Annotated in this window: 26 protein-coding genes; 9 read left to right on the top strand and 17 right to left on the bottom strand. The window is 71.9% G+C overall.

The window, feature by feature from the left end:
- Positions 1 to 116: 116 nt before the first annotated feature.
- Entirely contained in the window at positions 117 to 497 is a 381-nt protein-coding gene (locus ABZ880_RS38110) for an anti-sigma factor antagonist (protein WP_361272964.1), read from the top strand.
- 6 nt (positions 498 to 503) lie between these two features.
- Here ABZ880_RS38110 and tuf read toward each other — a convergent pair whose 3' ends face one another.
- Positions 504 to 1,697: an elongation factor Tu gene (tuf, locus tag ABZ880_RS38115; RefSeq protein WP_361272966.1), complete on the bottom strand. Its 1,194-nt coding sequence runs from the start codon at positions 1,695 to 1,697 to the stop codon at positions 504 to 506.
- Positions 1,698 to 1,752: 55 nt separating this feature from the next.
- On the bottom strand, positions 1,753 to 2,706 hold the full coding sequence (locus ABZ880_RS38120; RefSeq protein WP_361272968.1) for a ribose-phosphate diphosphokinase: 954 nt from the start codon (positions 2,704 to 2,706) through the stop codon (positions 1,753 to 1,755).
- A gap of 198 nt (positions 2,707 to 2,904) precedes the next feature.
- On the opposite strand from ABZ880_RS38120, the gene otr(A) reads away from it, so the two are divergent.
- The gene (gene otr(A), locus ABZ880_RS38125; RefSeq protein ID WP_361272971.1) at positions 2,905 to 4,767 is read left to right on the top strand and encodes a tetracycline resistance ribosomal protection protein Otr(A); all 1,863 of its coding nucleotides are present in this window, start codon (positions 2,905 to 2,907) and stop codon (positions 4,765 to 4,767) included.
- Here otr(A) and ABZ880_RS38130 read toward each other — a convergent pair.
- Both ABZ880_RS38130 and ABZ880_RS38135 read right to left on the bottom strand, forming a co-directional pair.
- Positions 4,764 to 5,006, bottom strand: a complete 243-nt coding sequence (locus tag ABZ880_RS38130) for a hypothetical protein (protein WP_361272973.1) — start codon at positions 5,004 to 5,006, stop codon at positions 4,764 to 4,766. The two genes, otr(A) and ABZ880_RS38130, sit on opposite strands and share 4 nt — an antisense overlap.
- A gap of 12 nt (positions 5,007 to 5,018) precedes the next feature.
- Positions 5,019 to 6,209 carry a cytochrome P450 gene (locus tag ABZ880_RS38135; RefSeq protein ID WP_361272976.1) on the bottom strand — a complete coding sequence of 397 codons (1,191 nt, stop codon included), beginning with the start codon at positions 6,207 to 6,209 and terminating at the stop codon, positions 5,019 to 5,021.
- A 144-nt stretch (positions 6,210 to 6,353) separates the two neighbouring features.
- On the opposite strand from ABZ880_RS38135, the gene ABZ880_RS38140 reads away from it, so the two are divergent.
- Entirely contained in the window at positions 6,354 to 7,016 is a 663-nt protein-coding gene (locus tag ABZ880_RS38140; protein WP_361272978.1) for a DUF4230 domain-containing protein, read from the top strand.
- On the opposite strand, the gene ABZ880_RS38145 is transcribed toward ABZ880_RS38140, so the two are convergent.
- The 6 genes from ABZ880_RS38145 to ABZ880_RS38170 are packed head-to-tail and all read right to left on the bottom strand — an operon-like array spanning position 7,017 to position 10,757.
- The gene (locus ABZ880_RS38145; RefSeq protein ID WP_361272980.1) at positions 7,017 to 8,780 is read right to left on the bottom strand and encodes a complex I subunit 5 family protein; all 1,764 of its coding nucleotides are present in this window, start codon (positions 8,778 to 8,780) and stop codon (positions 7,017 to 7,019) included.
- Entirely contained in the window at positions 8,780 to 9,127 is a 348-nt protein-coding gene (locus tag ABZ880_RS38150; RefSeq protein ID WP_361273123.1) for a sodium:proton antiporter, read from the bottom strand. Before ABZ880_RS38150 ends, ABZ880_RS38145 begins: the two co-directional genes overlap by 1 nt.
- A gap of 8 nt (positions 9,128 to 9,135) precedes the next feature.
- Positions 9,136 to 9,876: an MnhB domain-containing protein gene (locus ABZ880_RS38155; protein ID WP_361272983.1), complete on the bottom strand. Its 741-nt coding sequence runs from the start codon at positions 9,874 to 9,876 to the stop codon at positions 9,136 to 9,138.
- Positions 9,873 to 10,133, bottom strand: coding sequence for a DUF4040 domain-containing protein (locus ABZ880_RS38160; RefSeq protein WP_361272986.1), 261 nt, complete (start codon positions 10,131 to 10,133; stop codon positions 9,873 to 9,875). Before ABZ880_RS38160 ends, ABZ880_RS38155 begins: the two co-directional genes overlap by 4 nt.
- Positions 10,126 to 10,578 (bottom strand): MrpF/PhaF family protein, encoded by a 453-nt coding sequence (locus ABZ880_RS38165; RefSeq protein ID WP_361272989.1) that lies wholly within the window; start codon positions 10,576 to 10,578, stop codon positions 10,126 to 10,128. The genes ABZ880_RS38160 and ABZ880_RS38165 overlap by 8 nt, the downstream gene beginning before the upstream one ends.
- Entirely contained in the window at positions 10,575 to 10,757 is a 183-nt protein-coding gene (locus ABZ880_RS38170) for a hypothetical protein (protein WP_361272992.1), read from the bottom strand. The genes ABZ880_RS38165 and ABZ880_RS38170 overlap by 4 nt, the downstream gene beginning before the upstream one ends.
- Positions 10,758 to 11,003: 246 nt before the next feature.
- Between ABZ880_RS38170 and ABZ880_RS38175 the strand changes: the two genes are divergently transcribed.
- Together ABZ880_RS38175 and ABZ880_RS38180 are read left to right on the top strand one after the other, a co-directional pair.
- A complete protein-coding gene (locus ABZ880_RS38175) occupies positions 11,004 to 11,621 on the top strand; it encodes a VanZ family protein (protein WP_361272994.1) in 618 nt (205 codons plus the stop codon).
- Between the two features lie 152 nt (positions 11,622 to 11,773).
- Positions 11,774 to 13,003, top strand: a complete 1,230-nt coding sequence (locus ABZ880_RS38180; RefSeq protein ID WP_361272997.1) for a family 16 glycosylhydrolase — start codon at positions 11,774 to 11,776, stop codon at positions 13,001 to 13,003.
- A gap of 12 nt (positions 13,004 to 13,015) precedes the next feature.
- Here ABZ880_RS38180 and ABZ880_RS38185 read toward each other — a convergent pair whose 3' ends face one another.
- Positions 13,016 to 13,252 (bottom strand): hypothetical protein, encoded by a 237-nt coding sequence (locus ABZ880_RS38185; protein WP_361272999.1) that lies wholly within the window; start codon positions 13,250 to 13,252, stop codon positions 13,016 to 13,018.
- A 69-nt stretch (positions 13,253 to 13,321) separates the two neighbouring features.
- On the opposite strand from ABZ880_RS38185, the gene ABZ880_RS38190 reads away from it, so the two are divergent.
- The 3 genes from ABZ880_RS38190 (at position 13,322) to ABZ880_RS38200 (ending at position 16,334) form a co-directional block, all read left to right on the top strand.
- Positions 13,322 to 14,362 (top strand): PHP domain-containing protein, encoded by a 1,041-nt coding sequence (locus tag ABZ880_RS38190; RefSeq protein WP_361273001.1) that lies wholly within the window; start codon positions 13,322 to 13,324, stop codon positions 14,360 to 14,362.
- A gap of 39 nt (positions 14,363 to 14,401) precedes the next feature.
- Positions 14,402 to 15,064 carry an HAD family hydrolase gene (locus ABZ880_RS38195; protein ID WP_361273004.1) on the top strand — a complete coding sequence of 221 codons (663 nt, stop codon included), beginning with the start codon at positions 14,402 to 14,404 and terminating at the stop codon, positions 15,062 to 15,064.
- A 304-nt stretch (positions 15,065 to 15,368) separates the two neighbouring features.
- Positions 15,369 to 16,334: an SDR family NAD(P)-dependent oxidoreductase gene (locus ABZ880_RS38200; protein WP_361273006.1), complete on the top strand. Its 966-nt coding sequence runs from the start codon at positions 15,369 to 15,371 to the stop codon at positions 16,332 to 16,334.
- Positions 16,335 to 16,338: 4 nt separating this feature from the next.
- Here ABZ880_RS38200 and ABZ880_RS38205 read toward each other — a convergent pair whose 3' ends face one another.
- Entirely contained in the window at positions 16,339 to 16,995 is a 657-nt protein-coding gene (locus ABZ880_RS38205) for a M15 family metallopeptidase (RefSeq protein WP_361273009.1), read from the bottom strand.
- A 42-nt stretch (positions 16,996 to 17,037) separates the two neighbouring features.
- Positions 17,038 to 17,874: an alpha/beta hydrolase gene (locus tag ABZ880_RS38210; protein ID WP_361273012.1), complete on the bottom strand. Its 837-nt coding sequence runs from the start codon at positions 17,872 to 17,874 to the stop codon at positions 17,038 to 17,040.
- A gap of 172 nt (positions 17,875 to 18,046) precedes the next feature.
- Here ABZ880_RS38210 and ABZ880_RS38215 point away from each other — a divergent pair, with 172 nt between their 5' ends.
- Positions 18,047 to 19,075 (top strand): SDR family oxidoreductase, encoded by a 1,029-nt coding sequence (locus ABZ880_RS38215; protein WP_361273015.1) that lies wholly within the window; start codon positions 18,047 to 18,049, stop codon positions 19,073 to 19,075.
- 6 nt (positions 19,076 to 19,081) lie between these two features.
- Here the strand turns inward: ABZ880_RS38215 and nrfD are convergent, their stop codons facing one another.
- Genes nrfD through ABZ880_RS38235 form a run of 4 tightly spaced genes read right to left on the bottom strand, consistent with a single transcriptional unit; the run spans position 19,082 to position 24,386 of the window.
- Positions 19,082 to 20,038 carry an NrfD/PsrC family molybdoenzyme membrane anchor subunit gene (gene nrfD / locus ABZ880_RS38220; protein WP_361273018.1) on the bottom strand — a complete coding sequence of 319 codons (957 nt, stop codon included), beginning with the start codon at positions 20,036 to 20,038 and terminating at the stop codon, positions 19,082 to 19,084.
- Positions 20,035 to 20,892, bottom strand: a complete 858-nt coding sequence (locus ABZ880_RS38225; RefSeq protein ID WP_361273021.1) for a 4Fe-4S dicluster domain-containing protein — start codon at positions 20,890 to 20,892, stop codon at positions 20,035 to 20,037. The genes nrfD and ABZ880_RS38225 overlap by 4 nt, the downstream gene beginning before the upstream one ends.
- A complete protein-coding gene (gene fdh / locus ABZ880_RS38230; protein WP_361273023.1) occupies positions 20,889 to 24,134 on the bottom strand; it encodes a formate dehydrogenase in 3,246 nt (1,081 codons plus the stop codon). Before fdh ends, ABZ880_RS38225 begins: the two co-directional genes overlap by 4 nt.
- An 18-nt stretch (positions 24,135 to 24,152) precedes the next feature.
- Entirely contained in the window at positions 24,153 to 24,386 is a 234-nt protein-coding gene (locus ABZ880_RS38235; RefSeq protein ID WP_361273027.1) for a hypothetical protein, read from the bottom strand.
- Between the last annotated feature and the right edge of the window lie 137 nt (positions 24,387 to 24,523).

Consider the following 24,523-nt stretch of genomic DNA (forward strand, 5'->3'; position numbering starts at 1 on the left):
TCACTCGGTACCCGGGGGACAGGCCTGCGCTCGTACGCTCGCAGAACGACGTCACCCCGGCCCCCGGTGACCTGCAACACCGCAGCGGACGGAGCAGGTTGGAGGGGGATGTCGTCGTGCAGCAGGAACCCGCGCCGCTGACCCGGCACCTGCGCGTCCGCCAGGACAGGGGCCACACGGTGCTGGAGTTCCGGGGCGAGATCGACATCGCCGCGGCTGTGGAGATCACCCCGTATCTGGACCGGGTGACGGCGCGTCCCGACGCCCGGCTGGTGATCGACCTCAGGCACGTCGAGTTCTTCGACTGCTCCGGGCTGCGCCTGCTGTACCGGGCCCGCAGCCGGGTGCTGGAGCAGGACGGGGAGCTGCGCCTGGTGTGCACACACCCGCTGACCCTGCGCATCATGCGGGTCACCGGGCTGTCCCGGCTGCTGCCCGCGCATCCGACGCTGGACGCGGCCCTGGGCCAGCCCGAGGCCACGTCCGGGTCGTTCTGAGCGCCACTACTTGATGATCTTCGTCACCTGTCCCGCGCCGACCGTCCGGCCGCCCTCGCGGATGGCGAACTTCAGGCCCTCCTCCATGGCGATGGGCTGGATCAGCACGACGTGCATGCTGGTGTTGTCGCCCGGCATGACCATCTCGGTGCCCTTGGGCAGCGTCACCACGCCGGTGACGTCGGTGGTGCGGAAGTAGAACTGCGGGCGGTAGTTCTCGAAGAACGGGGTGTGCCGGCCGCCCTCGTCCTTGGACAGGATGTACGCCTGGCCCTCGAACTCGGTGTGCGGGGTGACCGTGCCGGGCTTGATGACGACCTGCCCGCGCTCCACGTCCTCGCGCTTGATGCCGCGCAGCAGCAGCCCGACGTTCTCGCCGGCGCGGCCCTCGTCGAGCAGCTTGCGGAACATCTCGATGCCGGTGACGGTCGTCCTGGTCTTCTGCTCGTGGATGCCGATGATCTCGACCTCGTGGTTGACGTGCAGCACCCCGCGCTCGATCCGGCCGGTGACGACGGTGCCGCGGCCGGTGATGGTGAAGACGTCCTCGATCGGCATGAGGAACGGCTTGTCCACGTCGCGCTGCGGCTCCGGCACGGCCGTGTCGACCGCTTCGAGGAGGTCGAGGACCGACTGGGCCCACTGCGGGTCGCCCTCCAGGGCCTTGAGTGCGGAGACCTTGACGACCGGGACGTCGTCGCCGGGGAACTCGTACTCGGTCAGCAGCTCGCGCACTTCCAGCTCGACGAGCTCCAGGATCTCCTCGTCGTCCACCATGTCCGTCTTGTTGAGGGCGACGACGATGTACGGCACGCCCACCTGCCGGGCCAGCAGCACATGCTCCTTGGTCTGCGGCATGGGTCCGTCCGTGGCCGCGACGACCAGGATCGCGCCGTCCATCTGGGCCGCGCCCGTGATCATGTTCTTGATGTAGTCCGCGTGCCCGGGGCAGTCGACGTGCGCGTAGTGCCGGTGCTCGGTCTGGTACTCGACGTGGGCGATCGAGATCGTGATGCCGCGCTGCCGCTCCTCGGGCGCCTTGTCGATCTGGTCGAAGGGCGTGTACGGGTTCAGGTCGGGAAACCTGTCGTGCAGCACCTTCGTGATGGCCGCCGTGAGCGTCGTCTTGCCGTGGTCGATGTGACCGATGGTCCCGATGTTCACGTGCGGCTTGGTCCGCTCGAACTTCGCCTTCGCCACTGCAACCCCTCCTGAGCATCCCGGTGATGCCGAGCGTTGCTCCGCTACGTCATGTCTATTCGCTTCGCGGCGCGTCGAACAGGGCACTGACGGACTCACCGTTGTGAATGCGGCGTACGGCCTCGGCGAGCGCCGGGGCGACGGTGAGGATCCGCAGCTTCTCGGTGCGCTCCTCCTCCGGGACCGGCACGGTGTTGGTGCACACGATCTCCAGTACGTCCGGCTGCTCGCCGATCCGCTTGAGCGCGCCGTCCGCGAACAGGCCGTGGGTGCAGGCGACCCGGATCGAGCGGGGCCCCAACTCCCGCAGCCGCTGCAGGAGTTCGAGGACGGTGCTGCCCTTGGCGATCTCGTCGTCCAGGATGATCACGTCCCGGTCCGCGACCTCGCCGATGACCGAGCTGATGGCGACCTTGTCGTCCGCGAAGCGCTGCTTGGCGCCGGCGGCGACCTGGGCGCCGATCATCCGGGCGAACGCGGCCGCCTCCTTGGCGTTGCCCAGGTCCGGGGAGACGACGGTGGTGCGGGAGAGGTCGTGCCGGCGGAAGTGCGCGGCCAGTTCGCGCAATGCGTGCAGGTGGTCGACCGGCACCGAGAAGAAGCCGTGCACCTGCGGCGAGTGCAGTGTCATGGCCAGCACCCGGCTCGCGCCCGCAGCCACCAGCAGGTCCGCGACCAGCCGCCCGCCGAGGGAGATGCGGGGCGCGTCCTTCTTGTCGGAGCGGGCGTAGGAGTAGTGCGGCATCACGACGGAGATCCGCGCCGCGGAGGCCCCGCGTGCCGCGTCGCACATCAGCAGCAGCTCGACCAGGTGCTCCTGGACCGGCCGGACCAGCGGCTGGATCAGGAAGACGTCCCGTTCCCGGCAGTTGGCCTGGAGCTGTACCTCGAGGCAGTCGTTGGCGAACCGGCTGACCCGGGTGGGGCTGAGCGGTACGCCGAGATGGGCGCAGACCTCGGCGGCCAGGTCGGGGTGGGCACTGCCGCTGAACACGGAGATGTCTCGCACGATCCGCTCCTCGCATGATCACGACCGGGGGTCGGCCTCATGCTACGGGCCGCGAAAATTCGGTTGCGGTGCGCCGGTGCCCGCACGCCATCATGGCCGTGTCCGTGCTCCCTTCCGTCAGGACCACTCGCATGCGCCGACTCCTCGAAATCACCCAGCGCCCTTACTGGCCCACGGTTTTCGAGGACTCGACCCCGCATGCACACCCTGAACATCGGCATTCTGGCCCACGTCGACGCCGGTAAGACCAGCCTCACCGAGCGGCTGCTGTTCGACCACGGAGCGATCGACCGGCTCGGCAGCGTCGACGGCGGCGACACCCGTACGGACGACGGCGAGATCGAGCGGCAGCGCGGTATCACCATCCGCTCCGCGGTCGCCGCGTTCACCGTCGGCGACACCCAGATCAACCTCATCGACACCCCCGGCCACTCCGACTTCATCGCCGAGGTGGAGCGCGCCCTGGAGGTCCTCGACGGCGCGGTGCTGCTGCTGTCCGCCGTGGAGGGCGTGCAGGCGCAGACGAGGGTGCTGATGCGGACCCTGCGCCGGCTTCGGCTGCCCACGCTGGTCTTCGTCAACAAGGTCGACCGTGCGGGGGCCCGCTCCGACGGTCTGCTCGCCGACATCCGGCGCCGACTGACGCCGTACGTCGCACCGCTCACGGACGTGACGGACATCGGCACCGCCGCCGCCCGCGTGACGCCCCGCCCGCCCGGGGATCCGCGACTGGCCGAGGCCCTCGCGGAGGTCGACCCGGAGATCCTCGCGGCGGTCGTGGACGGCCCCCGGCCCACGCCGGACGATCTGCGCAAGGCCCTGGCGGCGCGCACCGCCGACGGCTCGTTCCACCCCGTCCTCTTCGGCTCGGCCCTCGGCGGACAGGGCGTCGCCGAGCTCGTCGAGAGCGTGGTCGGGCTGATCCCGCCGGCCCCGGCGGCCGAGGGCCCGGGCCTGCGCGGCACGGTGTTCGCCGTACGTCCCGGACCCGGCGGCGAGCGGACTGCGTATCTACGGTTGTACGACGGTGAAGTGACGGCCCGTCAACGGCTGACGTTCCTGCGGCGCGAGGCCGACGGCCGCACCACCCAGGTCGCCGGACGCGCGAACCGCCTCGAGGTGATCGGCCGCGAAGGGCCGCTCACCGCCGGGAACATCGCGGCGCTCACCGGCGTCGGCGGTGTCCGCGTCGGCGACCGCCTCGGCCAACTCGCCGACCGCACCCAGCAGTTCGCGCCGCCGACGCTGCAGACGCTGGTCCGGGCCCGCCGCCCCGAGCAGGCGGCGCCCCTGCGCACGGCCCTGCTCTCGCTCGCCGATCAGGACCCGCTGATCCACGCCCGGCCGGCGGCCGACGGCGCGACCGCGCTGCTCCTGTACGGCGAGGTCCAGATGGAGGTGCTCGCGGCGACGCTCACGCAGGACTTCGGCATCGAGGCCGAGTTCGAGCCGGGCCGGGTGCGGTTCCTGGAGCGTCCCCGGGGCACCGGGGAGGCGTCCCAGGAAATGCCGTGGCACCTGGGCACCCGCTACTGGGCGACGATCGGACTGCGCGTCGAACCGGGCCCGCGCGGCTCGGGCGGTGTGTTCACCTACGAGACCGAACTCGGCGCCCTCCCCCGCGCCTTCCACCAGGCGATCGAGGACACCGTGCACACGAGCATGCTCGGCGGACTGTCCGGTGCGCCCGTGACGGACTACCGGGTCACGCTGATCCGGTCCGGCTACTGCGCCCCGATCAGCACCGCCGCCGACTTCCGGGGGCTCACCCCGATCGTGCTGCGGGCGGCGCTGCAGCAGGCGCGGACCCTGCTGTACGAGCCGTACCACGCCTTCGAAACGGAGATCCCACTCGACGCCCTCGCCCCGGTGACGGCCCAACTCGCCTCGTGCGGCGCCGAGTTCACGGGCACGACGGGCGGCTCGACGACATGGCTGATCACCGGCGAGCTACCGGCGCGGCGAGTGCGCGAGATCGAGCTGCGGCTGCCGGGGCTCACGCACGGGGAAGGCGTGTGGTGGTCACGGCTGTCGGGCGACCGTGAACTCAAGCCGCACTAGCTCGCGGACGCGGCCTGGTGGGCGTCGTCGCGGTCCGGGCGCGCGGAGAAGGCCTTGTCGCCCGCCGCGGCCACGATCGCGTCCTTGACGAGGAGCAGGCTCGGGATCGTTTCCTCGGCCGCGTTCCCCGGATCGTCCAGCTTGTCCGTGGTCCACCGCACCGCGCCGCTTCCGCGGTCGAGGGCGAGGAGGCGGCCGTAGCGGTTGACGAAGTAGTGCCTGCGCTGCGGGCGGATCACCGGCCCCTTCGCTCACCAGGACACCGGCAGCCTCCGTGGACTCCGTGTCATCTGGCCCTCCCGCCACTCGATCGTCTCGGGTGTGAACTCGGCGCGCAGGTCCGGGAAGCGGGCGGTGAGGCGGTGGAGGGCGAGGGCGAGTTCCAGGCGGGCGAGCCAGGCGCCGAGGCAGTGGTGGGGGCCGGCGCCGAAGATCACGCTGGGTGAGGTCAGCGGGGTGAAGAGCTCGGGCGGGCCGGGCGGGAACACGTCGGCATCGCGGCTCGCGGAGTTGGTCTGGACGGCGACCACGCCGCCCGCCGGGATGGTCACGCCGCCGACCTCGGTGTCCTCGACGGCGCGGCGGATCAGGCCGGGCAGCACGCGGCCCTCGCTGAGCGGGACGGCGCGCAGCAGCTGTTCGGCCGCGACGGCCGCCGCCTCCTCGTCCTCGGCGAGGCCGGGCCAGGCGTCCTGCCGGTCGGTGAGGAGGTAGACGACGATGTTCCCGAGGGCCGTCATGGTGGTCTCGTGCCCGGCGACCACCAGCCCGCACACCAGGGTCACCAGCTGCCGTTCCTCGACGCCCAGGCCGTCGCCTGCCGCCACCAGGCCGCTGACCAGGTCGTCGCCGGGCGACTTGCGCCGCTGGGCGATCAGATCGGCGGCGAAGGCCCCGAACTCGAGCATGGCCGCGACGACTTGTTCCCGGGTGTGCGCGCCGCCCGAGAGCGCGTGGTCGGCCCAGTGGCGGATGCGTTCGCGGTCCACGTGGTCGAGGCCCATGAGCCGGGAGATGACGGAGACGGGCAGCGGGCGGGTGAAGCCCTCGATGATGTCCGCGGGTTGCTCGCGCGCCGCGAAGTCGTCGAGGAGTGTCTCGACGACCGAGGCCACCCAGGGGCGCCAGCGGGCGATCGCGCGGGGCGTGAACGCCCGCTGCACGGTGCCGCGCAGCCGCTGGTGGGCCTCGCCGTCCTGGTTGAGGAGGCCGTTCGGGTCGTCGAGCAGGTTCGGTACGAGGAGCAGTGGCGGGGCGTCGGGGGCGTGCAGGGAACTCCTGTTGAACCGGGGGTCCATGAGCACCTGCCGTACGTCGGCGTACCGCGTCACGAGCCACACCGGGGTGCCGGTGGCGAGGGTGCCCGGGCGGGGCGGCCCGGACTCGGGGACGTCGATGCGGTGCATGGGGCACAGGGGCCGGGGCGTGCTGTCTGTACTCATCCGGGACTCCAGGCGCGCCGGTACGGACGGTTCTCCACGCTAGTGCGCCCTCCCTGCTTCCGTCAGGGGCGCCAATCGGCCAACGCGGCGGTCTGCCAAGGGGTTTGGGGGGCATTCGGAACAGTAGGAAGGAGGGCCGTCGCCATGACGACTCCCATCAGGCGCGTGTCCAGGCGCATGCCCGGCTGGGCGAAGGCGGTGAGCGCCGTCGTGCTGGTGCTCGTGGTGTTCTTCGCCGGGATCCGGCTGAGTGTGCTCCCTGGCCTCAAGGATCTGTTCGGCACCGAAACGCACGACCGCTCGGGACCCGCACTGCTCCAGTCCATCCAGGACATGAGCCGTTACGACGCCGCCTCCGGCAACTTCCAGGTCGTCGTCGACCTGGAAAAGGACACCAAGTACCTGCCCGACGCGATCCGCGGCTCCCGCACGCTGTACATCGGTGCGGGCACCGTCGACGCGTATGTCGACCTCGGCAAGGTCGGCAAGGACGACGTGACGGTCAACGACGACCGCACGTCCGCGACGCTCCGGCTGCCGCACGCGGCGCTCGGCAAGCCGGCGCTCGACCCCGACCGCTCCTACGCGGTCTCCAAGCAGCGCGGTCTCCTCGATCGCCTCGGCGACCTCTTCTCGGACAACCCCAACAGCGAGCAGGCCGTGCAGAAGCTCGCGGTCAGGCACATCGGCGAGGCCGCCAAGGACAGCGGGCTGACCAAGCGCGCCGAGACCAACACCACCGACATGCTCGACGGCCTGCTGCGGTCCCTCGGCTTCAAGGAGGTGCATGTCAGCTACGGCGGCTGATCAGACACCCCCTGGCACTCCCGGCAGGGTCAGCGCGCCGAGCAGCGCGGCGCCGACCACCACCCAGGCCACGTAGTCCCCGACGTGCCCGGACTGCAGGCGCCGCAGCGGCAGCGCCCGGTCCGGGGCGGCGAGCAGCTTCGGGCGGGTGACGGCGACGGCCGCGAGGCCGACGGCGAGCAGCGTCGACAGGAGGCCCAGCAGCACGCCGACCGGGGTCCAGTGCACGGAGGTGACCACGCCCGCGGACCCGGACTCGTTGACGGAGTGCGCCACGACGTCGGCGAAGCCCGGAGCCACCCCCACGGCCAGCGCCCCGGCGAGCAGCACGGCGGGCACCGCGGTCATGGTGTCCGGGACGCGGCTGAGCCGCTGCCCGGTCTCGGGCTGCTCGCCGGAGCCGGTCGTCTCGTACTCGCCCAGGTCCTGCGGCTCGGGACCGAGGCCGAGGAAGACCCGGGCGGCGACCCGCAGCACCGCCGCCGCGGTCACCGCACTCGCCGCGACGTACAGCACGGTGAGCGGGCCGCCGACGGCCTCCTCGGTGACCGATTTGCCGAGCGCGGTGCCGAAGGGCGGCAGCCCGGCGAGGGCGAGGCCGCCGGCGACGTACATCACGGCGACGCCGCGCAGCCGTCGGGCGCGGCCGTGCAGGGCGTGTTCGTCGACGCTGCCGTAGCGGTCGAGGAGGATGCCGGTGCAGGCGAACAGGGCGGCCTTCACGCCGGCGTGACCGAGGAGGTACAGCGCGACCCCGTCGTCGGACTCGGGCTTCAGGACACCGATGCCGATGAGGAACAGCCCGGTGTGGGCGACCGTCGAGTATGCGAGCAGGCGTTTGATGTGCCGCTGGTACCAGCACATGACCGCGCCGATCGCGGCCGTCAGCACGCCGAGCACCACCAGCGCCCGCTCCAGGTCGTGGGCCGGTACGCCGCCGGGCCCGGCGAACACGGTGCCGTACACGCGCCAGACGCCGTACGCGCCCATCTCGACCATGACCCCGGACAGCAGCATGCACACGGGGGTGGGGGCGACGGCGTGCGCGTCCGGGAGCCAGAAGTGGAAGGGCACGGCGGCGGACTTGACCAGCAGGCCGGTCAGGACCAGGACGAAGCCCGCGAGGGTCAGCGCGTCGGGTGCGCCGTGTGCGTCCAGCCCCCGGCCGATCTGGGTCATGGCCAGCTGGCCGGTGCGGGCGTACAGCATGCCGATGCCCATGAGCATGGCGTAGGCGCCCAGCGAGGTGACGACGGCGAAGGTCAGCGCGCCCTGCACGGCCTTTGCCTCCTCGACGCGGGTGCCGGTCAGGGCGTACGCGACGACGCTCATCAGCTCGAACCAGACGAACATGTTGAACAGGTCGCCCGCGATCGCGAACCCGCACATGCCGCCTTGGAAGAGCAGCAGCAGCGCCGGGAAGGAGCCCGCGTGGCGGCGCGGCGGTTCGTCGAAGTAGTGCCAGGAGTACACCAGCGCCGCGAGGGTCAGCAGGGAGGCGAGGGCGGCCATGCCGAGGCCGGGTCCGTCGCCGACCAGGACGATGCCGACGCTCTTGCCGTTGACGGGCGTCCAGCCGCCGACCCATTCGGTCATGGGCGGCGAGGAGTTGAGCAGCAGCACGATCGCGAGCCCGGCGGTTGCGGCGGAGACGGCGCAGGCCGCGGACTCGGCGACGATCCGCGGCATCCGGCGGCCGGCGGCGACCAGGAGGGCGGCGCCGAGCAGGGGTACGGCGACGAGGAGGGGCAGCAGGTCGTTCATCAGCCGCGCAGTTCGGAGAGCTCGTCGGGGTCGACGGTGCCGTGGCGCTTGGAGATCTGCACGACGAGCGCGAGCAGCATCGCGGTGACGGTGGCGCCGACGACGACGTCGGTGAGGGTCAGGGCCTGCACGACCGGGTCGACGACCGGCCGGGAGCCGGGCTTGATGTCGGAGAACACCGGCGCGGTGGCGTCGTCGCGGTAGCCGACGGCCAGCAGCAGGACGTAGGTGCCGGCCTGGCAGACGGACAGACAGCCGACGGCGTGGATCAGGTTGCGGCTGGTGGCCAGGCCGTAGCAGCCGACCAGGAACACCCACGCGGCCACCAGGTACGGCAGCATGTCCATCACGGCTCTCACGTCCCGCTCTCCTCCTCGATCTCCACGGCCTGGTCCAGGAAGCGGGCGAGCAGCACGACGACCGCGCAGGCGACCTCCATGCCGATGGCCGCGTTCAGCAGGGGGACGGTGCCGCCGGAGGACAGCGTGTTGAACGTGCCGTAGGGCAGCAGGGTGTTGGCGAGGAAGGCGCCGGCTCCGATCAGGCCCGCGAGGCCGGTGACGAGGTAGGCGGAGGCGGCCAGCGCGTCCCCGACCTCGAACAGGCCGACCGGGCGGATGCGTTCCAGGGCGTGGTAGTCGGCGCCCAGGTAGAGCAGGTGCAGGGCGGTCGCGGCGACGACGCCGCCCTGGAAGCCGCCACCGGGGCTGAGCTGCCCGTGGGCGACGACGTACAGGCCGCTGAGCAGGGCGACGGGCAGGACGATCAGGGCGTAGCGGCGTACGGGCAGGGCGACTTCGGCGGGTTCGGGGCGGGCGCGGTGTTCGTCGCGGGTCTGGCGCAGCAGCACCACGCAGCCGAGGACGGCGGCGAACAGGATGGTCATCTCGCCGAGGGTGTCGAAGGCGCGCTGGTCGAAGTTGACGGAGGAGATGGTGTTGGCGGTGCGCCGGGCCAGGGAGGCGCGGACGGCCCGGTCGCCGTAGGGGTGGCGGTCGCCGCCGAAGGACGGGAGTTCGAGGCAGGCGGCGACGAACAGGACGGCGAGGCCCGCGCCACCGGCCAGCAGGAGCCACAGCCGGGCGCGCCGGCTCACCGCTCGCGCTCCTTGGTCTGTCCGCGGCGCTTGACCTTGCGGACGGTGAGCATCAGCAGCAGCGGGGTCAGCGCGGAGCCCACGGCCAGCTGGGACAGGGCCACGTCGGGTGCCTGGAGGACGGTGAACAGCACGGCGAGGACGACGCCGAGGACCGACAGGACGAGAGCCTGGCGCATGGGGTCGCGGACCGCCACCGCCACGGTCGCGGACGCGGCGACCAGCACCAGCGCGACGACGATCACCGCGTCAGCCACGGCGGACCCCCCGGAATCCGCCCGACAGGGCGCGCGAGGCGACGACGTTCCCGCTGATCAGCAGCGCTCCGATCACCAGCAGTTTGACCATGGCCCGGCTCGGTCCGGTGGCCACGCACAGCGCGATCACCGCCGCCGCGCCGAGCCCGGCGACCGTCCAGGTCATCCCCCAGGCGCGCGGCGGGTCCTCGGCGAGTTCGTCGGCGAGCAGCCGGGCGAAGACGAGTGTGCCGACCGGTCCGAGCAGGGCGAGGACGAGGCCGAGATCCACGTACGAGGGGCGCTGGTAGCCCTGGGAGAGCAGCAGCATGCCCGGGCAGGCGAGGGCGGTGGAGAGGTTCTGGGCGACGACCCGGCGCCGCAGCGGCCCGGTGGCCACGCCCCACAGGGCCGCGCCCAGGCCGCCGGCGAGGCCGACCGTCGCGGCGAGAATCCAGCCGTTCACGCTCCGGTCACCGCCCGTCGAGCGGCCCGTGCCGCGAGGGCGCCCACGGCGGCGGCCCCCGCGCCGACCGCGAGTTCCAGCGTGTCGACCGTGCTGATGAGGACGAGCCACAGCACGGCGAGCCCGGCCCACCAGGCCAGCACCTCGGCCGCGGCGAGGAGCGTCGTACGCGTGGTCATGCGCCACCTCCTCGGGCTCGGCTCGCAGGCTGTCGTAGCGAGATGTCCGTTACGTCCTTCCGGGGCATCCAAACATCGCGACGGGCGCCGCGGGTGGCGGCGCGCGCTGGCCTGAGCCCGGAGTGCCCCTGCAGCAGGAAGGGAAACCGCGCGGGTCGCCGGCCCGGGCCGGGAGCGGGGCAGCATGGTCGGCCGGACAGCGGGTAACCGCCTTGCAACGCAGGGAAGTTGAAGACTGGAGGACCGATGGCCCGTGCAGCCTTACGACCACGTTCAGCGTTGCGCCTGCGTACCACCAAGTCCGGCACGTCCCAGAAGCCGAAGAAATCCAGGAGCGCGAAGAAGCCCGAGGGCAAGCCGGCCCCTCGCGAGCGGCATGTCCTGGCCTTCCCGATCCGGCTGCTGGCGATGCTGTGCGCCTTCGGGTTCATGGTGGCGTTCGCCGTGGTGCTGGCGCGGCTGACGCTGGAGCCCTCCCCCGCGTCGGCGGCGATGGCCCACACCAATCTGCATCCGGGCACCACCCTGCGGGCCTATCTGGACCAGCCCGCACTGCGGGACGCCGTCAAGCAGATCGGCGGGAACCTGCTGCTGGGCGTCCCGTTCGGGATCCTCGTCCCGGTGGTCGCCCCGCGGGCCCGCGGACTGCTGCGGGTGCTGCTGCTGACCGCCGTCGTCATGCTGATGGTGGAGTTCGCCCAGGGGGCGCTGGTCACCGGGCGCGCCTTCGACATCGACGACGTCATCCTCAACACGACGGGCGCGCTGGTCGGTTACGTCCTGCTGGGGCGGCGGCTGGGCCGGGCGGTGCACGCGCGCGAGCGGCTGCCGCGGCGGGCGGCGAAGAAGCCGAAGGACGCCTAGCCGGGCCGACGGTCCGAACCGGCTTCAACTGCTGGTCCGTACCAAAGTATTGACGGCCCCTTATCTCACTTCTTAAATCAAGAGGCGACGCCTTCACCCCCCACCCCGGCCGACGCGCCCCTGCGCCCGGCCGCCGTACGGAAGGAAGTGCCGTGGCCTCCCCACGACTGCTGCGCAGATGTCTGTTCGCCGCCCTGTCCGCCGTGCTGGTCGCGTCCGCCGCGACCGGTGCGGCCCAGGCGGATCCGCCCCGGGCGAGCGCCGCCGCGGTGGCGTTCTCCGACAACTTCGACGGGCCTGCCGGGGCCGCGGTCGACTCCTCGAAGTGGCAGGTCGAGACCGGCGACAACGTCAACAACCACGAGCGGCAGTACTACACCTCGGGCAACAAGAACGCGGCGCTGGACGGCCAGGGCCATCTGGTGATCACCGCGCGGCGGGAGAATCCGGCCAACTACCAGTGCTGGTACGGCACGTGCCAGTACACCTCGGCGCGGCTGAACACCTCGGGGAAGTTCAACGCCCAGTACGGGCACGTCGAGGCGCGGATGAAGATCCCGCGCGGGCAGGGCATGTGGCCCGCGTTCTGGATGCTGGGCACGCCGGTCAACTGGCCGGACTCGGGCGAGATCGACGTCATGGAGAACGTCGGTTTCGAGCCGTCGACCGTGCACGGCACCATCCACGGGCCGGGCTACTCGGGCTCGGGCGGCATAGGTGCGGCCTACTCCCTCCCGAACGGCCAGGCCTTCGCGGACGCCTTCCACACCTTCGCCGTCGACTGGGCGCCCGACTCGATCACCTGGTCCGTGGACGGCAACGTCTACCAGCGCCGCACGCCCGCCGACCTGGGCGGGAAGACCTGGGTGTTCAACAAGCCGTTCTTCCTGATCCTGAACCTGGCGGTGGGCGGCTACTGGCCCGGCGACCCGGACGGCTCCACGGTCTTCCCGCAGCAGCTGGTGGTGGACTCGGTGTCGGTCACCGCCGGCGACACGGCGACCGGGGCGGCGATCAGGGGACTGGCCGGCAAGTGCGTCGACGTGGCGGGGGCTAACCCCGCCAACGGCACCCCCGTACAGCTCTACGACTGCAACGGCACCGCCGCCCAGCAGTGGACCGTCGGCTCCGACGGCTCACTGCTCGCGCTCGGCAAATGCCTGGACGTGACCGGCAACGGCACCGCGGACGGCTCGACCGCCCAGCTGTGGGACTGCACCGGCGGCCCGAACCAGAAGTGGACGGTCACCGCGGCGCACGACATCGTCAACCCGCAGGCCGACAAGTGCCTCGACGCGACCGGCAACAGCTCGGCCAACGGCACGCGGCTGCAGATCTGGACCTGCACGGGCGGTGCCAACCAGAAGTGGACGGTCGGCTGAACTCAGTCGGCCTCAGTGCCGGGTCCAGGTGAACTTGTCTCCGCCCACCCAGCGCACCACGTCGGGATCGTCCAGGTCGTGGACCGTGATGCCGAACGCGGCGGCGGCCTCGAGGACGTCGGTGACGGACTTCGCCTCACCGACCACTTCTCCGTCGATCTCCACGATCCGGAAGGGCGGGATGCACGGCTGGACGCCGAGCACCATGATCCGCGGATTGGAGATGTGCGGGCTCGCGATTTCGGTCATGCAATAGAGCGTAGGACGCATTCGCCCCGTTGGTCCCGGTCACCCGGTGATGTGGAGGAGGAGGTCGCCATGGATCCCCTCGAGGCGCTGGACCGGATCGCCTTCCTGCTGGAGCGGTCCCTGGCGCCGACGTACCGCGTGCGCGCCTTCCGTACGGCCTCCCGCGTCCTGGCGGCGCTGCCCGAGCAGGAGCTGCGCGAGCGGGCGGCCGACGGGTCGCTGGAGGCGCTCAAGGGCGTCGGACCGAAGACGGCGCAGGTGGTGCGGGAGGCGCTCGCGGGTCGGGTGCCCGGGTATCTGGAGAAGCTGGAGGGCGAGGCGGCCGAAGCGCCGCAGGTCCGGGGCGGCGAGGGGCTGCGGGCGCTGCTGCGCGGGGACTGCCATCTGCACTCCGACTGGTCCGACGGCGGCAGCCCGATCGACGAGATGGGCCGGGCCGCGGCCGCGCTCGGCCACGAGTGGGCGGTGCTGACCGACCACTCGCCGCGGCTGACCGTCGCGCGCGGGCTGTCGCCCGAGCGGCTGCGGGAGCAGCTGGAGGTGGTCGCGGAGCTCAACGCGACCTGGGCGCCGTTCCGGCTGCTCACCGGCATCGAGTGCGACATCCTCGACGACGGCTCGCTCGACCAGGAGCCGGAGCTGCTCGAGCGGCTCGATGTCGTGGTGGTGTCGGTGCACTCCAAGCTGCGCATGGACGCCCGCTCGATGACCCGCCGGATGGTGGCCGCCGTGCGCGATCCGCATTCCGATGTGCTCGGGCACTGCACCGGGCGGCTGGTGACCGGGCGGGGGCGGCCCGAGTCGGAGTTCGACGCCGCCGAGGTGTTCGCCGCGTGCGCCGAGACGGGCACGGCCCTGGAGATCAACAGCCGGCCCGAGCGGCTGGACCCGCCGCGGCGGCTGCTGCGCGAGGCCGTGGACGCGGGCGTCCTGTTCTCGATCGATACGGACGCGCACGCGCCGGGCCAGCTGGACTGGCAGATCCACGGCTGCGCCCGGGCCGAGGAGTGCGGGGTGCCCGCCGAGCGCGTGGTGACCACCTGGCCCCTGGACGACCTGCTGGCCTGGGCCCGGGAACGGCGGACGCCGGCGGGAGTGGCCGGACCCTGACGTGGTACTCGTGCGGCGGACGAGAGCAAGGGAGCGCGCATGGAACGGGCGGCCGTGTTCGACGTCGACGGAACCCTCGTCGACACCAACCACCTGCACGTGGTGACCTGGTGGGAGGCCTTCCGCCAGGCGGGCCACACGGTGCCCATGCACGCCGTCCACCGGGCCGTCGGGCTCGGCTCCGACGATCTCGTCGCCCACCTGCTGGGCGATGCGCGCGACAAGGACCGGGACGCCGAACTCAGCGCCGCGCACAAGGCGTTGTACGGCCAGTACTTCGACCGGCTGCCCGCGCTCGAGGACGCCGGCCGGCTGCTGCGGCGCCTGGACCACGACGGCTGGACGGTGGTCCTCGCGACCTCCGCGAGCGGTCCGGAGCTCTCCGCGCTGCGCCGGGCCATCTCCGCCGAGGACGCGATCGCGGCGACCGCGAGCGCCGACGACGTCAAGGAGGGCAAACCTGCGCCCGAGCCCGTCGAGCACGCCCTGGAGCTGGCCGGGGTGCCCGCGGACCGGGCGGTGTTCGTCGGCGACACGGTGTGGGACATGCGGGCGGGCAGCCGGGCGGGGGTGCGCTGCGTGGGCGTGCTGTGCGGCGGGATTCCGCGCGCGGACCTCGAGGAGGCGGGCGCGGAGGCCGTGTACGACAACCCGGCCCATCTGCTGGCGACCCTGGAGCAGAGCCCCCTCGGGCAAGGGTGACGCAGGGGTGATGCACATCACCTCGAAACGGGGCGGGAACAGGAACACCGACAAGTGGTTGCCCGTTGAACAACGCGTGGGTGCGGATGGGACAGTGTCCCCGGGCCTCACCATTCGCCCACAGGGAAGATCGTTCGGCTGAAGCCCTGTGGAGCCTTTCGCCGAGAGGCGACCGCCATCCGTGCCCACACTTGACGAGCCCCGACCGTGATCCCCCGTCCGGTCGGGGCTCTTTGCCGTCTGCACCCGCCTGCGCATGTCTGCGCTTGACTTCGAGAGCACTCCAATTCGTAGCGTTCCCGGTATGAGCACTGGCACTGCACAGCACAAGATCGGCTCCGGTTACGGCGCCACGAGCACCGCCGACGACGTCCTGCACGGCATCGACCTGACCGGCAGGCTCGCCGTCGTCACCGGCGGCTACTCGGGGCTCGGCCTCGAGACCACCCGCGCACTGACCAAGGCGGGCGCCCGGGTCGTCGTCCCGGCCCGCCGCCGGGCCACCGCCCAGGAGGCGCTGGCCGGGATCGGCGGCGTCGAGGTGGACGAGCTGGACCTCGGCGACCTGGAGAGCGTGCGCGGCTTCGCCGAGCGGTTCCTCGCCTCCGGGCGGAACATCGACTTCATGATCGACAACGCCGGGATCATGGCATGCCCGGAGACCCGGGTCGGCCCGGGCTGGGAGGCCCAGTTCGCCACGAACCACCTCGGTCACTTCGCCCTGGTCAACCGTCTGTGGCCGGCGATCGCACCCGGCGGCGCCCGCGTCGTCTCCGTCTCCTCGCGCGCCCACCACTTCTCGGGCATGCGCTGGGACGACGTCCAGTGGACGCAGGGCTACGACAAGTGGCAGGCCTACGGACAGGCCAAGACCGCGAACGTCCTGTTCGCCGTCCACCTCGACAGGCTCGGCCGCGAGGCGGGCGTCCGCGCCTTCTCGCTGCACCCCGGCGGCATCCTCACCCCGCTCCAACGGCACATCCCCAAGGAGGAGATGATCGAGCGCGGCTGGATCGACGAGGACGGCAACATCCTCAACCCCGAGGGCTTCAAGACCCCGCCGCAGGGCGCGGCCACCCAGGTGTGGGCCGCGACCTCCCCGCAGCTGGACGGCCTCGGCGGTGTCTACCTGGAGGACTGCGACATCGCCGAGCAGGCCGTGGAAGGCGAGATCAGCGGCGTCAAGGACTGGGCGGTCGACCCCGAACAGGCCGCGCGTCTGTGGGAGTTGTCGGCGGAGCTGACGGGCGTGAACGCCTTCGCCGCCTAGCCGCTCAGGAGTTGTGCAGCTCCCTGGGCCCGTACAGGGCGGCGGGTGCGCCCGTCGCCAGGGCCCAGTAGCGGTCGCCGTACGACCAATGCCACCACTCGGTCGGGTAGTTGACTAGCCCGGCGGCCGTGAGCGCGCTGCCGAGCAGGGCGCGGTTGACGCGGGCCTCCTCCGTGATGTTCGCGGCGTCCGTGTAGCAGGCGCCGTCGCTCTGCTCGGGGCTGGCGTTCATGGCCGTGCCCAGGTCGAGTTCGCGGCCGTCGGCGTCGGTGAGGGTCAGATCGACGGCCGCGCCCGCGCTGTGCGGGGCGATCTCGGGCGGGGACACATAGCGGCTGGCGGCGGTGCGGATGCGGTCCGCCGGCCAGTCGGGGTGTGCGGCGCGCAGTTCGTCGGCGTACCGCTCGAAGTAGCGGCGCTGGAGGGCCGGCGGCCGGTATCCCTCCACGAACAGCAGGCGCAGGCCCTCGGGCAGCAGGGCCTGCGCGGCGAGGAGGCGGTCGAGGATGCCCCGGCGCAGATGGACCTCGGCACCGTGCGAGTCCTTGTGCTTGCGGCCGTCGACCAGGAGCAACTCTCGTACGTCGACGAGGGGTTCACCGTTCTCCGCCACGGGTACGGCAGCGACCCGGGCGTCGGACATCAGGATGATCTCACTCATGCCTAGATCATCTCCCGGGCGCCCGCACCGGGGCGGGCGGGCTCAGCTCGTCATGAACTCCCGCAGATCCGTGGTGAGTTGGTCGGCGTGGGTGACGAACAGGCCGTGGCCCGCGTTCTCGTAGACCTTGAGCGTGGCGTCGGGCGCGAGTGCGGCGGCGCGGCGGCCGGTCGTCTCCAGGGGTGCCGAGACGTCGTGCGTGCCGTGCACGACGAGCAACGGCAGTTCGAGCTTGGCCAGTTCGGCGGAGACGTCCAGGGTGACAACCGTCTCCTGGACGGCGCTGGAGGCACGTGCGGTGGACACCAGGCAGCGGTCGCTGAGGTAGCGGACATAGGCGGGCGAGACGTCGTTGCCCGGTCGGTGCAGGGCGAAGAAGTCGCGCAACGCGTCGGGGTCGCTGAAGAACGCCGGCCGGTCGCGCCGGAAGGCGGCGTTGCCGGCCCGCATCGCCGCGGGGTCCCAGCCCTCCGGGTTCTCGGCCGTACGGGCCACGCCCGGGGCGATGCCGGACACGAGCGCGACGCGGGCCACGCGGCCGGTGCCGTGCCGGGTCAGGCAGCGCACGATCTCCGCGCTGCCCAGCGAGTGGCCGATCAGGGTCACCGCACGCAGGTCCAGGTGGTCGAGCAGGCCGTACAGGTCGTCGGCGAGGGTGTCGAGGCCGTAGCCGTTCCACACGTCGTCGGAGCGCCCGTGCCCGCGCCGGTCCAGGCCGACGCAGCGGTGACCCTCCGCCGCCGGCGGCAGCATCTGGTATTCCCACATCTCGGTGCCGAGGTAGGCGCTGTTGACGAAGACGGCCACGGGTCCGTCGGCCGGTCCGTAGTCGACGTAGTGCAGCTGCGCACCGTCGGCGGGGCTGGCGAAGTACGGCATGGGACGTCCTCCTGCGATCCGGTGGGTTGGGTACGTCCTTCATGGTTCCGGGGGCCGGTACGGGGCGTCGATTACCTCCGAGGTCATGCGGTGGTGGGCGGCAGGACGGCCGCGTGTGTGCCCGTCGACCGGGTACTCGGTCAGTCCCCTCCCCTCCCGGAAGGAGTCGACGGTGAGCAGCGCAGTGGGCAGCAGGATCGTGGTCACGGGTGCCACCGGGAATGTCGGCACCAGTGTGGTGCGCCTCCTCTCGGAGGATGCGCGGGTCGGGTCCGTGCTGGGCCTGGCCCGGCGGATTCCCGACTGGTCCCCGGACCGGACGGAGTGGGCCGCCGTCGACGTGGCGTCCCAACAGGCGGACCTGGCCAAGGAGTTCGTGGACGCCGACGCGGTCGTCCATCTGGCGTGGGCGTTCCAGCCGACGCATGACCCGGCGGCGACCTGGCGCACGAACGTGCTCGGGAGCATCCGGGTGTTCGAGGCCGTCGCGGCGGCCGGTGTGCCGGCGCTGGTGCATGCGTCGTCGGTGGGTGCCTACTCTCCGGGGCCGAAGGATTACGCGGTGGACGAGTCGTGGCCGACGCACGGCTGGCCGGATGCCGCGTACTGCCGGGAGAAGGCCTATCTTGAGCGTGCCCTGGACACGTTCGAGCGCGACCATCCCGAGGTGCGGGTGGTCCGGATGCGGCCCGCCTTCCTCTTCAAGCGCGAGTCGGCCAGCGAGCAGCGCCGGATCTTCGGCGGCCGCTTCCTGCCGGGCCAGCTGGCCCGTCCGGAACTGCTGCCTTTCCTGCCCGACGTCCACGGTCTGCGGGTACAGGCGCTGCACACCGACGACGCGGCCAGGGCGTACGTGCTCGCGCTCGGCTCCGAGATCCGCGGCGCCTTCAACCTGGCGGCCGACCCCCCGGTCGACGCGGAGCTGCTCGGCCAGATGCTGGGCACCCGCTCGGTGCGGCTCCCCCGGGTCGCGGCCCGCTCGGCGATCGCCGCCGCGTGGGGGCTGCATCTGCTGCCCGCCTCGCCGCATCTGTTCGACGCGGTCCTGCGGCTGCCGCTGATGGACTGCACGCGCGCGCGTACCGAGCTGGGCTGGCACCCGGAGCACCCGTCGACAGAGGTGCTGGAGGAGTTCCTGCAGGGCCTGCAGCACGGCGCGGGGGCGCGGACCGAGCCCATGCGGGGGCGCAAGGTGGGCTGAGGGTGGCTATTCCGGCGCGTCCGGCTGGTCGAGCCGTTCGCGCTGCGGCACCACCGTGTACCTGGGGTCCTCCGCCGAGGCGATGCCCGCCGCGAACACGCCGAAGCGGGTGCAGGCCGAGCCCGCGAGCAGGGCGAGCCCGGAGGCGACGGCGGCGCCGCGCCGGTTGCCGAGGAGCGCGCCGGCGACCGCGCCGCCGACGGTGAGTGCGCGGGCCGCCCGCAGCAGCGCTCCGGCCCGGCCTTCCTGCCAGGTCTCGGCGACCATGCCCAGGCGCCGTTCCGCAGCCTTCGTCACCGCCGTGTCAGCCAGTGCCGCAAGCCCGGCGGCACAGCGGGCCGGGGCGTTCTCGTCCGTGGGCCCGACGACGAGGGCCATGCCGGACGCCGCCGCCGTCGCGGACGCGGCGAACAGGTACGGCAGTTCGCGGTGGGCGCCGTGCCAGGCCGGTACGGCGGTGTCGGCGGCCAGCACGCCGGTGTACGTGGCGACCGCCGGGCCCAGCAGCGCGGCGGCGCCGGTCGCCGCTCCCCCGAGCCGCGGCAGCCGGCCGGTCACGGCGCTCGCGGCGGCCGCACCCGCGGCGGGGCCGTAGGCGCCGAGCAGCCAGGATCCCATGCTCATGGGCGAGGTCGGTTTGAACACTCGCAGCATGTTCGCGAACCGGCTGGGTTTGCCGAGGTCGTGGACCAGGGCGGCGGCCGACAGGGAAACAGCGGCCAGCGAGGACACCTTCAGTGCCGTGGCGGTCGTCGTACGACCGGTCAGGTGCGCGCCCGCCGCGAGCACCGACCCCGCTCCCGCGAGCCCGCCGAGGAAGAAGTACCCGGCGATGTCGGGGGCGGCCCAGGAGGGCGCCTTGATGACCGGGCGGCCGTAGTACGACTCGAACTCGGCCGGCGGGACGACCGGTTGCTCACCGCGCCTGCGTCGCCTGCGCCCGGCGCGCTCGGTCAGGTTCATCGTCGTCCTCCTCCCGTCCTTGCCTTGCCCGCGACCGCGAAGCAGGCGGCGAGGCCGCCCAGCAGGGACAGGGCCGCCGCGCCCGCGTGTTTCCACATGGCCGGCAGGTCCCGGGTGGTGACCACCGGCTCCGGTGGCAGCCCGTACACCTCGGGCTCGTCGAGCAGCAGGAAGAAGGCGCCGTCGCCGCCCACGCCGTCGTCCGGGTCGTGGCCGTAGAGCCGGGCGTCGGTCACGCCGGCCTCATGCAGCTGGTCGACGCGCAGGGCGGCCCGTTCGCGCAGTTCGTCGAGCGGGCCGAACTGGATGGACTCCGTCGGGCAGGCCTTGGCGCAGGCCGGTTCCTGTCCTGCGCCGAGGCGGTCGTAGCACAGCGTGCACTTGAACGCCCGTCCGTCGTGCGGGCGTTGCTCGATGACGCCGTACGGGCAGGCGGGTACGCAGTAGCCGCAGCCGTTGCAGATGTCCTCCTGGACGACGACCGTGCCGAACTCGGTGCGGAAGAGCGAACCGGTGGGGCAGACGTCGAGGCAGGCGGCGTGGGTGCAGTGCTTGCACACGTCGGAGGACATCAGCCAGCGCAGTTCGCCGTCGCCGTCGACCGCCGTGTCCTGGGCGGTCGACTCGCCCCCGATCAGCGGGAGTTGGGTACGTCCGTCGGGGCGCGGCTGCTCGATGAAGGCGACGTGCCGCCATGTCGAGGCGCCGAGCTCCTGGGTGTTGTCGTAGGACATGCCGGTCAGGGAGAGGCCGTCCTCGGGGATGGCGTTCCACTCCTTGCAGGCGACCTCGCAGGCCTTGCAGCCGATGCAGACGGAGGTGTCGGTGAAGAACCCGACGCGTTCTTCGCTCACTTGCGTGCCTCCGTTCCGGTGGCCGCGGTGATGCCGGCCCGCCTGCGGTACTCGGCGACCAGCCGCGGCAGGTCCGGTCCCCGCGGGCGGCGGCCGGGACGGATGTCGGCGGTGAGCGCCTTGTCCTCCTGGATGTGGGCGTTGGGGTCGAGGGCGATGGCCATCAGCTCGTTGGCCGCGTCGCCCCTCGCGACGCCGTTGGGGCCCCAGTGGAAGGGCAGGCCGATCTGGTGGACGATGCGGCCCTGCACCCGCAGCGGGCGGATGCGGTCGGTCACCAGCACGCGCGCCTCGACGGCGTTGCGGGCGGTGACGATGGTGGCCCAGCCGCCGTTCGCCAGGCCGCGTTCGCGGGCCAGCGCGGGCGAGACCTCGCAGAAGAACTCCGGTTGCAGTTCGGAGAGATGGGCCGACCAGCGGGACATGCCGCCCGCGGTGAAGTGCTCGGTCAGGCGGTGCGTGGTGACGACGTAGGGGAAGACGTCGGCGCCCTTCTCGTCGCCGCTGGGGTGGTAGCGGTTGCCCTCGCGGGGCAGCAGCTGGCGCACCGGGTTGCGCGGGGTGGACGGGTGGAGGGCGTTGGGGAACGGGGAGTCCTGGGGCTCGTAGTGGGTGGGCAACGGTCCGTCCTCCAGCCCGGCGGGGGTGTAGAGCCAGCCCTTGCCGTCGGCCTGCATGATGAACGGGTCGTCGCCGCGGAGCGCGTCGGGGCCCACCGCGTCCTCGTCAGGTACGAAGTCCGGGGCACGGTCGGGCACGAAGTCCGGGACGTCGCGGCCGGTCCACCTGCCCTCCTCCGCGTCCCACCAGACGTACTTCTTGCGTTCGCTCCAGGGGGTGCCGTCGGGGGCTGCGGAGGCGCGGTTGTAGAGGATGCGGCGGTTGGCGGGCCAGGCCCAGGCCCACTCGGCGGCCACCCAGTCCTGCTCCCACTCGGGCTTCTTGCGAGCGGCCTGGTTGACGCCGTCGGCGTAGACGCCGCAGTAGATCCAGCAGCCGCAGCGGGTCGAGCCGTCGTCCTTGAGCTCGGTGTACGCGGTCAGGGGGCCGCCGTCGGGACCGTGGCCGCTGATCTCGGCGAGCACGGCGTCGGCGACGGGTTCGTCCAGCTCACCGCTGACCGGGTAGTCCCAGGCCAGGTCGAGGATCGGCCGGTCCATGGGGTCGGTGGAGCCGGCGAGCTTCTCCCGGATGCGGCGGCCCAGGTGGTACATGAACCACAGGTCGCTGCGGGCGTCGCCCTCGGGTTCGACGGCCTGGTAGTGCCACTGCACCCAGCGGTTGGTGCTGGTGAAGGAGCCGGACTTCTCGGTGTGCGCGGCGGCCGGGAAGAAGAACACCTCGGTGCCGATGTCCTCGGTGCGCAGCTCGCCGGTCTCGATCTCGGGGCCGTCCTTCCACCAGGTCGCCGACTCGATGAGGGAGAAGTCCCGTACGACGAGCCAGTCCAGCTCGGCCATCCCGAGGCGCTGCAGACGGGTGTTGGCGGAGCCGACGGTCGGGTTCTCACCGAGCAGGAAGTAGCCCTTGCAGTCGCCGTCGAGCTGGGCCAGCACCGTGTCGTAGGTGGAGTGCGAGCCGGTCAGGCGCGGGATGTGGTCGAAGCAGAAGTCGTTGTCGACGGTGGCGGCGTCGCCGTAGTAGGCCTTGAGCAGGCTGACGGCGTAGGCCCGCATGTTGGACCAGAAGCCCTTCACCGTGCGGGTCGTCTCGACGAAGTTGTCGAGGTTCATGTCGGGGTGGGCGTGCGGCATGGGGATATAGCCGGGCAGCAGGTTGAACAGCGTGGGGATGTCGCTGGAGCCCTGGATGGAGGCGTGGCCGCGCAGGGCCTGGATGCCGCCGCCGGTGCGGCCGATGTTGCCGAGCAGGAGTTGGAGGACGCTCGCGGCGCGGATGTACTGGGCGCCGGTGGTGTGCTGGGTCCAGCCGACGGCGTAGCAGAAGGCACTGGTGCGCTCGGGGCCGGAGTTGGCGGTCAGGGCGTCGCAGACCTGCCGGAAGGTCTCGCGCGGGATGCCGCAGACATCCTCGACCATCTCGGGGGTGTAACGGGCGTAGTGCCGTTTGAGGATCTGGTAGACGCAGCGCGGGTGTTGGAGTGTCTCGTCGGTGGGCGCGCGGTGTCCGGTGCGGGCGCCGCCCGAGCCGTGGGCCTCGGCGCCGGCGGACTTCCGGGTGCGCTCCTCGTACAACTCGTCCGCCTCGCCCGCGGGTTGCTGCACGCTCACGCCCTCGTACTGCCAACTGGCCGGGTCGTAGTGGGCCTTGTCCTCATCAAGACCGGAGAAGACGCCGTCGAGGTCCTCGGTGTCGCGGAAGTCCTCGCTCACCAGGGTGGCGGCGTTGGTGTAGTTGAGGACGTACTCGCGGAAGTCCTTCCCCTCGCTGAGGACGTGGTTGATGATCCCGCCGAGGAAGGCGATGTCGGTGCCCGCCCGGATCGGCACGTACAGGTCGGCGAGGGCGCTGGTGCGGTTGAAGCGCGGGTCGACATGGATGATGCGGGCGCCCCGCTTCTTGGCCTCCATCACCCACTGGAAGCCGACCGGATGGCACTCGGCGAAGTTGGACCCCTCGATGACGATGCAGTCGGAGTACTGCAGATCCTGCATGAACGTGGTCGCGCCGCCCCGGCCTAAGGAGGTGCCGAGACCGGCGACCGTGGACGAGTGACACACCCGGGCCTGGTTCTCCACCTGCACCACGCCGAGGCCGGTCAGCAGCTTCTTGATGAGGTAGTTCTCCTCGTTGTCGAGGGTGGCCCCGCCGAGACTGGCGATGCCCATGGTGCGGGCGGTGCGCATCCCGTCGCGCTCCCACTCCCAGGTCTCGCGCCGGGTGCGGAGGACCCGGTCGGCGACCATGTCCATGGCCGTGTCGAGGTCGAGTGACTCCCAGTCGGTGCCGTGCGGGCGGCGGTGGAGGACCTTGTGTTCGCGGGCCGGTCCGGTGGTCAGCTGGAGCGTCGCCGCGCCCTTGGGGCACAGCCGCCCGCGGCTGACCGGGGAGGCGGGGTCGCCCTCGATCTGGACGACTTTCTCGTCACGTACGTACACCTGCTGGCCGCAGCCGACCGCACAGTACGGACAGACGGACTGCACCACGCGGTGGGCACTGTCGGTGCGCGGGCGCAGGCTCTCGGTGCACGACGATTTCGCGGCACTGCCCCGGCCCGTCCGGTCGGTGCCGGTGAGCTGGCGGTAGACGGGCCAGGCGCGGACCCGGTCGCCGATACCCATGGTGGCTCCCTGTCGCGGTCAGGCGGAGGACTCGTCCGGATCGGGATGCTCCGGGTGGACGGTGGCCGAGCGGGGCCCGTCCTGGCGGCCGGTACCGGCCTCGTCGGTGTCGGGAACTTCGCTGCCGGACTCGTCCACGTCCTCATCGGGCAGCGGAATGTCCAGCGGATCCTCGTCCTCGCGCACCTGCTGATCCGGCAGATCCCTCGGCACGGGCTCGCCGTCCTGGCCCTCATGACGTTCTGCGGCCACGGCGCACTCCCTTCGTGTCGTACGAGCGACACGCGAGTACCTCCGCCGGTAACCGACGAAACCTGGGGGCTGTGCAACGCCCTCGAAGGGGCGCGGGGAACCGCGCGACCAGCCACAACAAAGCCGCAGCCGCCGAA

The sequence above is a fragment of the Streptomyces sp. NPDC047043 genome, assembly GCF_040644055.1.
GTDB lineage: Bacteria > Actinomycetota > Actinomycetes > Streptomycetales > Streptomycetaceae > Streptomyces.